The following is a 9128-nucleotide window of genomic DNA, read 5'->3' as shown; positions in this document are numbered from 1 at the left end:
CGCAGCCACCATGGGGCATTTCAAGACGATCGAGGAGAGCCGATACGAAGATCAACATTTACAGAGCGTGAATGCACCACAGAACTTGGGCCAGAACCTGAGTTTTCGGGAGGCGCGGGACCTCCTGCCGGGACGGTATCGGGACGCATCTGGTGAAAGGTGCTGGTCATGCCGCAGGTAGGGGACGGGTCCGGAGCCAGTACGAGCGGGTAGCGACGATCAGCGCGACTCCGTAGACGGCGAACGCGGTCATGCCGATCCAGCCGACCAGCAGCGCATCGCTCGAGGAGTGGAAGTCGCCGCGCCGCATCGTGACCACGCCGGCCGTGGCCAGGGCCGCGTAGCCGACCCCGAGTACCCCGTACGGAGCCAGGGTGGCAGCACCGATCAAGGCCGGGGCCAGGGGAAGCCAGCGGGGGACGCGCCGGCCGCGCAGCCACAGCGTCCAACGCGGGAAGACCTGGCCCCACGGGCGGACCAGGCCCCACAGCAGGAAGACGCCGAGCGCGGCCAGCAGCACGGTGGCGTCCAGGCCCCAGGACTCCAGGGTGAGCCAGATTCCCGACGCACCGTTGCGCTGGGAGATCGCGCGCATCTCCTCTCCGGCGATCCCGGCGAAGGTGCCGCCGGACGCCCAGACGAGCTTCATCGCCGCGTAGGGGAGAAAGGCCATCGTCCCGGCGCAGGCGGCGAGCTGAACCGGCCTGGAGGCAGCGGACGGGGCTGCCGCCGCGGCCCCGGCGGACGGGCGACGGACGGGCCGGGCAGTGGCCGCGAGCAGCAGGACCCCGGCCGCCGCCAGCGCGTGGTGCGCAGCGGCCACCCCACTGTCCACTCCCTGACCGAATACCAGTGTGATGACGTCCATCAGCAGGCCGAACGCGGCGATCCCGGCCAGCACGCAGGCCACCCACAGCAGCACACGCAGCGCCGGTCGCGGCCCTGACCGCGCCACCGCACCACAAGCCACCGCCGCCAGCGATCCCACCGCCACGACCCCCCAGCCCAGCGCCGAGGGTCCCGGGTCGCCGCCCAGGTGGAACAGCGGCGTCCCGCTCAGCGCGCATGCCAGGCCGAAGCCGGCGTAGACCACCGCCCACACCATCGTGGCCCGGCCCACCCAGCACGGCCACCACTGCCACCACGTGCGCCAAGGCGCCCTCGTCGTCCCTGTCGCACTGTCCATGCACCGAACATCGCACCGGCCGCAGCGGCGCGACATCAACCGCCGGAACGATCCGTCTCCCCCTATCGGGTGAGCGGCCTTCTGCGGCCCAGTGCCTCCGCTCAGCGTGACGTCACACCTGACCGCACCTGGGAACTCGAACGGGCCGCCGTCAGCCGGCCACCCTGACGGGCAGCTCGCCGTCCGGTGTTCGCAGCCACGACAGCACCGTCATTTCTCCTCCACATTCATGAGTCAGCTGATCACCAACGGACTCCGGCACCGGTCGACAATCGCTGTCCCGGGAGATGCACGCTCAACTGGTGCACGCTCTCCACGGCCGACACGCCTTGATCCGCTCGGCGGGGTGGGGACCATCCCCGCACCCGTAGGGATGGTCCCGCCCGCCTGGATGAGGTGGTCGGCGGGGCGGACTGCTCTGAGACGTACGACGGGTACCAGGCAGCGGGCCGGCTGAGGGTACCCGGTTGCGGCCTGGTGGTGGGCGGTGGCCTCGGACCTGGTCCCGGCCGCCAATGCCGGAGTGGGTCTGTGGGCGCGCGGTCGTCGAGGCCACGGATATGGAGGCGATGCGGGCGGCGCTGCGGAGACCGGCCGTTAGCCTGTCGGTATGTCAGAGCGTGTCATTCCGGGCCGTACGGGCGGCCTGATCACTCTGGGCGCCGCGGACGCTCTGTGGGCCGATTTGACGGCCGGCAGCGTTGTGCCGACGGCATCTGCGGCGTTCACCTGCTCTCCTGCCCATGCCCAGGCGGGTTACGTCCTGCTCGGCGGCTGTGTGGTGGAGACGGTGAAGGCAGACGGCGGCCGGTGGAGTGTTGTGGAGACTGAGGTGCGCCGGGCGGCAGCGGAACTGAACGCGGTTGAGATGGACCGCCGGGACCTGGTCCGCATCGGCCCGTTCCGTGACGGGTCGAAGCAGGAAAACACCGAGGAAACACCGCTGCGATGGCGCTGGCGTATCGCCCGGGAACTGCAGGAACTGGACGAACCCGAGCGGGAAGCACGATGTGATGGCGGCCGGCCCTGCCATCTGGCGGGGGTCGACTGGCGGCGGATACTCGTGGAGAGAACCCGCGACCGGACGGCGCGGACATGGTGGCTGCCGCGCGCTGTGGTCAGACTGCTGGATGTGGCCGAGCACACCGAAACGCGGTGGCTGCGCGCCGCGCGGGCCTGCCGGGCGAGCGCAATCGTCACCGAGTCGCCCTCCCACCACCGGCAGGCCCGAGCCGTCGACGGCCGGCAGACGACGAGTCCCGACTGCCCAACCGCCCCACTGCGCCTGTACAACGAGGAACTGAAAGGCCACCTGTACTCGGTACTCAGCAGGAAGCCCGGTATCTCCCGCAAGGTGGCCGGGTGGGCGTGCGCCGTCTGCCGCACCGCGCCCGCCGCCGTACTCGACCATTGCCACGAACACGGCTACGTCCGCGCCCCCGTCTGCCGCTCCTGCAACACACAGGAACGACCGGACCACCTCTACAGCAACGACATCCGCGTGGCCGACCACTACACACGTCTCTTCCACACCCACACCGCCGAATGGCTCCGCCACTGGCACCGCTGCCCCGGCTGCCGCGCCCGTACCGTCCTGCCGTTGCCCCACCTCGCCGCGTGGACGGCCGACATAGCCTGCCGATCACTGCGCCCGACCCATCGCGATCCCAGGAGCTCCCGCGGGCGTAAACCTTGCGGTGCGCTGCGCGTGTCCTGGACCGGCAGCCACAACGCGCCCGGTTCCTGCCTGTTCACTGTCGCCGTCGACCTGTGCCCCTCCGGCGAGCACCGGGTCCTGGCGCAAATTCCCTACCGTGAAGCAGCCGAGAGGTTTCGCACCTGGATGGCCGAGACCGTCCCTGCCGTGGCGGCTGAGGCCGGACCTGACCGCCTGGACGGCCTTCCAGCCCAATCCCGGCCAGTCATCGCGGACACCAGCGGCGAGGGCCTGGCGCTTTTCTGAGCCAACAACGACAGGCCCGACACCAACGTCGGCCGGATAATGACGAGATCACCGAGTGGTCGTCGGTACACCGCTCCAGCGGACGTGACCGCGACGGGGCACGTCCACATATCGGCCGTCACGGGTCGGCTCCGCTCCCCGCACCCGCGGGGGATGGTCCCCAGCCGCCCACGGTCTTCAGGCCACCGGTGAACTGCTCCCCGCTTCCGTAGCTGGTGGGCGGGCGTTGTGCAGCTGGTGGCTGTGGCGGGGTGCGGCTGCGCAGGTGCGGCGTGCCCGGCTGCGCAATGGTCTGCGCAGCGCTGTGGTGGGGTCCGTGGTCGGATCTGTGGGCGGTGAAGAACGCGCGGGTGCGGCTGAGGAATGCCGCGGCGGTGGTGGCCTTCTCGTCGGCAAGGGGCTCGGTGTAGGCCGGGCGGGAGAACCCGGCGACGGCGGAGTGGAGGGAGACGTACCCGCCCTTGGCGCCGGCGGTCTTCGCGCGTTGGGCGGCCCTGGCCTGTTCGGAGTCGCGGCCGTGGGTCCGCCACCCGCCGCCGTCGGGTATGCGCCCGACCTTCTTGACGTCCAGGTGGACCGTGTGGCCGGGGTAGCGGGCCACGAACCGTTTCGGCGGGCGCCGGTTGACGGACCCGTCGGGGTCGAGGAACCAGCGTGGTCGATGCCCGGGCGGGCCGGCCACCGGCTCACCGTGCGTTCGCTGATCCACACGCCCTGGCCTTCGAGTGCGAGCGCGATCCTGCGGGCGGACCACTTGTTGCCCCCGCCGCAGCAGCTCGATCCGTTCGACGATCTCGGGTGGGGTCGGGGTCGGTGAGGAGGGCGGGACGCTGGAGCGGTTCTGCAGCCCGGTCTCGCCGTACGTGTCGTACCGGTTCTTCCACTTGGACAGGCAGGCACGGCAGATGCCGGCCTCGGCGGCCATGTGGGCGATCGGACGGCTGCGGCAGTGCTTCACGAGCCTTCGAGGTCCCTCGAGTTCAAAGGGGCCGTTCGCGTGTGTCACCGGAGCACCTCGGTGCTTCGGCCGGCTTCGATCGCAGTGCGGAGGGGAAATGCGATGAGCAGCGCGACAGCGACCAGGAGCCCGCTTGCCCATAGCGGCCCGTGGGTCCCGGCCGTGGTGCTGAGGGTGGCCGCGGCGATGAGGGGGCCGGCGGCGGCGCCGACGTTGAGGGCCGCGGTTGCATACGAGCCGGCCATGGTGGGGGCTTCTATGGCCTCGTAGAGGACCCGCGTGATCAGTGTGCTGCCCAGTGCGAACGACAGCGCGCCCTGCACGAACACGAGGGCGAACAGGGCGACCGGTTTGTCGGCCAGCATGGCCAGGACCGGCCAGCCGAGGAGCAGCAACGGGCCACCGACTGCGATGACCAGGCCGGGACGCTGGTCGGACAGCCGACCGGCGACGGTGACGCCGACGAAGGAACCGGCACCGAAGAGCACCAGCACGACAGAGATCCACAGCTCGTCCAGCCCGGCGGTGTCGGTCACCACGGGGGCGAGGAAGGTGAAGCTTGCGAACGTCGCCGCGTTCACCAGCGCGCCGAGCAGCATCACCAGGATCAACCGCGGCCTGGCGAGCTGGGCGAGCTCCGCTCGCAAGGCCGGCCCGGCAGTCGCCTCTTCCTGCGCACGTCCTGTGGGGATCCCCTTCAGGATGCCGAGAGCTGCAGGCAAGCAGAGAGCGGCGACGGCCCAGAAGGCCGCCCGCCAGCCGAGCAACGTGCCGAGTACCGACCCACCAGGGACACCGGCGATCGTGGCCATCGTCGTGCCTGACAGCAGTACGGCCAGCGCACGTCCCTTCTTGTCGGGCGAGACCAGCGTGGCCGCAGCCGTCAGAGCGACTGCAAGGAACCCTGCGTTCGCGAGCGCGGCGACGACCCGGGTGGCGAACAGGACCGGAAAGCTCGTGGTGACGGCGCCCACGGCGTGAGCTGCCGTGAAAGCGAGGATGAACCCCAGAAGGCTGGAACGCCTGGGCCAGTCGCGGGCAAGCGCGGCCACCAGGGGGGCGCCGACGATCATGCCGATCGCGAAGGCCGAGGTGAGCACGCCTGCTGTCCCGACGGTGACGTCGAGCTCTGAGGCGATGTCCGGCAACAGGCCGGCGAGCATGAACTCCGAGGTGCCCATGGCGAAGACCGCCAGGGCAAGCAGGTACAGCGGGAGAGGCATCGAGTGGCTCCGAGGTGAGGAGAAGCACGGAAAGGTCATCTCGTCACCGCGGCCAGCCCCAGGGGCACACGCGTCCCACCGCAGAATACGGCGCGACGACAGGGCTATGAGCTCAGTGGTTCAGGGGGCTGACGGCGTGACCGAAAGCCCCCACCGTGTCTGACTCAGGACTCGACATGGTCCGCACGCTACCCGACCCGTGCCCGTCGAGGCACCTCGGTTTCACCGGCATCGGCCTGTGTCACCAACGTCATGTCCCGCAACAGCAGTGCTGTGACCGGGAAGGTCCACCAGGGCGTGACCGGGCTAGCCTGGCCCGCATGGTGGAGTTCGACGGGGTGGAGGTCGTCGCGTTCGAGGATGCGGCGGCTTTTGAGGACTGGCTGGCCGAACATCACACCCGCCGTGAGGGTGTGTGGGTCAAGGTGGCGAAGAAGGCGTCGGGGATCGCGTCGGTCACGGATGACGAACTGGTCGACGTGGGACTGTGCTGGGGCTGGATCTCCGGGCAGCGCCGGGGCCTGGACGACCGATACTACCTGCAGAAATACGGACCGCGGCGGCCCAGGAGCCTGTGGTCGCGGGTGAACGTCGAGAAGGTCGCGGCGCTGGCGGCGGCGGGCCGGATGCGAGAGCCCGGCCTCGCCGAGGTCCGGCGGGCCCAGGAGGACGGCCGCTGGGACCGCGCGTACGCGTCGCAGGCGACCGCTGTGGTCCCGGGCGACCTTGCCGCGGCGCTCGCCGCGGACCCGGCGGCGCGTGCGGCGTTCGACGCGCTCGACCGGACCGCCCGCTACCTCGTGATGCTCCCGCTGCTCCAGGCCGCGACGCCGGAGACTCGGCGAACGCGGCTGGAGCGGGCGGTACGGGACCTGGCGGAGGGGCGGCAGGCGGGCGAAGGGTGATCGTCCCGGTGGAACTCCCAGGCCGCTGGTGCTGCGGCCTGAAGCAACCATCGGGCCGCGTCCTCAGCAGGTGGCGAGCAGCCGTTCGCTGGGGTGGCCGACCGATCTCAGTAGGCGCTGGAGCCGTGCTGGAGCAGGTCGGTCATCGGAGCCGCTGGGACGGGAACCTCGCGCAAGAAGCCGACTTGACACCACGGGCGGCTGCGCAATCGCTGCACGTTCGGCTGCGCAATGGCCTGCGCACGGCGTTGACCTGCTGCGGTAGGCCTTGTGGTCGGAGTCCTGGCGGTCGTGGTCGGGGTCTGCGCAATGCCTGACCGTTGGCCGCTCCGGCACTCGGCTTGTCGTTCAACGCCTCGCTTCACCGTGGTGCGGCGCGAGTTCGCACTGCCCGCCTGACTCCCCGGTGGTGTGGGCCCGCCGAACGGGCGTGCACAGCATCCGTATGCTCCGGGCATGAAATTCTTCCGGCCGCGCGGCCGAAACGACGCCGGGCAGTTGATGAGATCCCCCTTGGGCCAGGCCACGGCCCTGTACCAGGCCGGGCGCTATGCCGAGGCGGAGGCTGAGGCCCGCGCCGTGGCTGCGTCCCGGTCCCGGCTGCGCGACGACAGGTACGCACCGCTGGCGCTGAGTATCGCCGCGCTCGCGACGGGCGCCCAAGGCCGCCACGCCGAGGCCCTCGCCACCTATGACGCAGTGCTGCCGGTCTTCGGCAGGGTCTTCGGAGCCGAACACCCGCAGACCCTGAAGCTGCGCTCGGACCGCGCCCAGGTGCTGACCGCGCTCGCCCGGCACGCCGAGTGCGAGGCAGAGTGTGCGGCCGTCGCCCGGGCCGCGACCCGCGGTACAGAGCCGGAGATGCCGCTCATAGCGGCGGCCGCCCGCAACGGACTGATCTTCGCCCTCAACGCGCAGGGACGCCACCCGCAGGCCGAGGCGCTCGCCCGCGAGGCCCTTGCCGCCCACCGCGTACCGGACCGGTTCTCTCTGGTCCTGCGGCTCGGCCTGGCCCGCAGCCTCAACGGCCAGGCCCGCCACGAGGAGGCTCTCGCCGAGGCGGAGCGCGCCGACGAGCTGCGCCGCAGTCTGCCCGAGGAGCAGCGCCGCCCGGAGACCGGCGCCGTCGAGCTGGCTGTGGCCACCGCCCTGCTGGGCCTGGGCCGCGGTACCGAGGCCCGCCTCCGGGCCGCAGCCGCTCACGACGCCTGCCTGGCCGCCTTCGGCCCGAACCACCGCCGCACCGTCGAGGCTCGGGCGCTGCTCGACCGCATCGACGGCGCTTGACCGGGCGCACCGCGCCGGCCCGCGGAATCGCGCCGCACCCTCCATGAGCTCAGTCCAGCAGCCGAACACGTCATCGCCACACATTTCACACAAACGGAACCAGTGACGCGAATGCGTCGTTCCCCTGCGGCCAACTGCGATGTTCGGCATGGCCAACTGTCGTGCTGGAGATCCAACGTTGTTGGATCTGTGGGCGTCTGACGGGGTGTCGGGATGTGAGGGCTTGTGGTTCTGGTCCGTGTTCAGGCCGTTGCGGCCGCGTCGGCGGTGTCGGTGATGTGGTCCCAGATGGCGAGGTGGACGGTCGTTTCGGCTCGGTGGTCGGGGACGGTGAGCAGGTGGCGGTGGGGTCGGAAGTGCGGTGAGATGCCGCTGAACGCGGACGGGAATCGCTGGGCCGCGCCGACGCTGCGGAAGCCCTTCATCGCGCGTTCACGCCGACGGATGGGCTGGTGGCTGTTCTCCATGCCTCATCCCCCTGGGCCGGTCCTGCCTCAAGAGTGCCTGACGACAGGTCCGTTGGTGAGCCCGGGCGCCGGTTTTCTGTCGTTCGGTGAGCTGCCGCTCCACCCCGGTGCGCAATCGCGTCGGGCAGGCCGCCGGGGCGTGCGTAGTTCACGACCTGGCGCGAAACCTGCAGCAGTGGGATGCGGATGCGCGGGCAGACAGCGGCTGCACGGACAGTGAATGGCAGGCTTCGACCTCGCCATCGTGGAAGAAGTCCACTCAACCGCAGGCGATCTTGGTCGTCCATGAGTGGCAATTCATGACAAAATTACGTGTGCCTGCGGCGGGCCGAGCAGGATCTGCACGTCGTCGGCCTGGAAGACGGCGTCGAAGGCGTCGGCGTACTTCGCATCCCGGTCCCGCGGCAGAAAGCGCAGCGAGTCCATCCGGCACCCCAACGTCATGGCGAAATTCCTCGCCTGCCGGACGGTCCACTGCGCGGTGGGGTGGACAGTGACGCCGGCGAGGTGTAGTCGGCGAGTGCCGTGCTCGATGAAGACCAGGGCGTACAGGCGCCCCAGCGCCACGGTGTCGAGGTGCAGGAAGTCGGCGGCGATGATGCCGTGGGCCTGGGTGGTGAGGAACTGGCGCCAAGGAGGGCCGGAGCGATGCGGGGCGGGGTCAACTCCCGCGGACTACAGGATCCTCCATACCGTGGACGGGGCGATGGAGTAGCCGAGGCGGGCGAGCTCGCCCTGTATGCGGCGGTGGTCCCAGGTGCTGTTCTCGCGCGCCAGACGCAGGATGAGCTGCTTGACGGTGGGCGCAGTCGGGGGCCGTCCCGGGTGGCGGCGCTCGGTGAATGTCCACTTCCGGGAGACCAGGCGTCGGTGCCAAGCCAGCGGCGTGGTCGGCGTGGTCGGCGTGACCGCGAAGACCTGACGCCGGCGCTCCCGCGGGACCAGCCGGGAAAGGGCGGCCGGCCAGATCCGGTCGGCGGACTCGTAGCGGACCCGAGCGATCTGGCGGCGCAGCACCGCGTTCTCGTGCCGCAGCGCCAGTACCTCCGCGTCCTTGGTCACCCGGCTGCGCAGCACGGCAGCGGGCGCCTTGATCAGATTCCGGACCAGCGCGGTGACGATCGACAGCGGCATCGAAG

The 9128-nt window shown here is 70.5% G+C and carries 5 protein-coding genes and 3 pseudogenes; 3 read left to right on the top strand and 5 right to left on the bottom strand.

The features are described from left to right. Window positions 1-166: 166 nt before the first annotated feature. Window positions 167-1186 (bottom strand): hypothetical protein, encoded by a 1020-nt coding sequence (locus KUM38_RS22565; protein ID WP_254397589.1) that lies wholly within the window; start codon window positions 1184-1186, stop codon window positions 167-169. Window positions 1187-1796: 610 nt separating this feature from the next. Between KUM38_RS22565 and KUM38_RS22560 the strand changes: the two genes are divergently transcribed. Further along, window positions 1797-3149, top strand: a complete 1353-nt coding sequence (locus KUM38_RS22560) for an endonuclease domain-containing protein (RefSeq protein WP_217131227.1) — start codon at window positions 1797-1799, stop codon at window positions 3147-3149. Between the two features lie 316 nt (window positions 3150-3465). Here the strand turns inward: KUM38_RS22560 and KUM38_RS22555 are convergent. Both KUM38_RS22555 and KUM38_RS22550 read right to left on the bottom strand, forming a co-directional pair. Next, window positions 3466-4155 (bottom strand): annotated as a pseudogene (locus KUM38_RS22555) (helix-turn-helix domain-containing protein); the annotation flags it as partial. Further along, a complete protein-coding gene (locus KUM38_RS22550; RefSeq protein ID WP_217131226.1) occupies window positions 4152-5330 on the bottom strand; it encodes a Cmx/CmrA family chloramphenicol efflux MFS transporter in 1179 nt (392 codons plus the stop codon). The pseudogene KUM38_RS22555 and the gene KUM38_RS22550, both read right to left, overlap by 4 nt. A 320-nt stretch (window positions 5331-5650) precedes the next feature. Here KUM38_RS22550 and KUM38_RS22545 point away from each other — a divergent pair, with 320 nt between their 5' ends. Next, a complete protein-coding gene (locus KUM38_RS22545; RefSeq protein ID WP_217131225.1) occupies window positions 5651-6235 on the top strand; it encodes a YdeI family protein in 585 nt (194 codons plus the stop codon). Between the two features lie 513 nt (window positions 6236-6748). Further along, a complete protein-coding gene (locus KUM38_RS22540) occupies window positions 6749-7522 on the top strand; it encodes a tetratricopeptide repeat protein (RefSeq protein WP_308409018.1) in 774 nt (257 codons plus the stop codon). 242 nt (window positions 7523-7764) lie between these two features. Here KUM38_RS22540 and KUM38_RS22535 read toward each other — a convergent pair. Together KUM38_RS22535 and KUM38_RS22530 are read right to left on the bottom strand one after the other, a co-directional pair. Beyond that, window positions 7765-7986: pseudogene (locus tag KUM38_RS22535) on the bottom strand (IS6 family transposase); the annotation flags it as partial. Between the two features lie 318 nt (window positions 7987-8304). Further along, window positions 8305-9123: pseudogene (locus tag KUM38_RS22530) on the bottom strand (helix-turn-helix domain-containing protein); the annotation flags it as partial. Window positions 9124-9128: the final 5 nt, after the last annotated feature.

This window comes from Streptomyces sp. AC558_RSS880, assembly GCF_019049255.1.
Classification (GTDB): Bacteria; Actinomycetota; Actinomycetes; order Streptomycetales; family Streptomycetaceae; genus Streptomyces.
The sequence above is the reverse complement of the archived record's forward strand: the minus strand, read 5'-3'. Positions and strand labels throughout refer to the sequence as shown.

Bases quoted from the DNA above. Each gene is read 5' to 3' on its own strand.
- KUM38_RS22565 (WP_254397589.1), bottom strand. From the start codon at position 1,186: ATGGACAGTGCGACAGGGACGACGAGGGCGCCTTGGCGCACGTGGTGG.
- KUM38_RS22560 (WP_217131227.1), top strand. From the start codon at position 1,797: ATGTCAGAGCGTGTCATTCCGGGCCGTACGGGCGGCCTGATCACTCTG.
- KUM38_RS22550 (WP_217131226.1), bottom strand. From the start codon at position 5,330: ATGCCTCTCCCGCTGTACCTGCTTGCCCTGGCGGTCTTCGCCATGGGC.
- KUM38_RS22545 (WP_217131225.1), top strand. From the start codon at position 5,651: ATGGTGGAGTTCGACGGGGTGGAGGTCGTCGCGTTCGAGGATGCGGCG.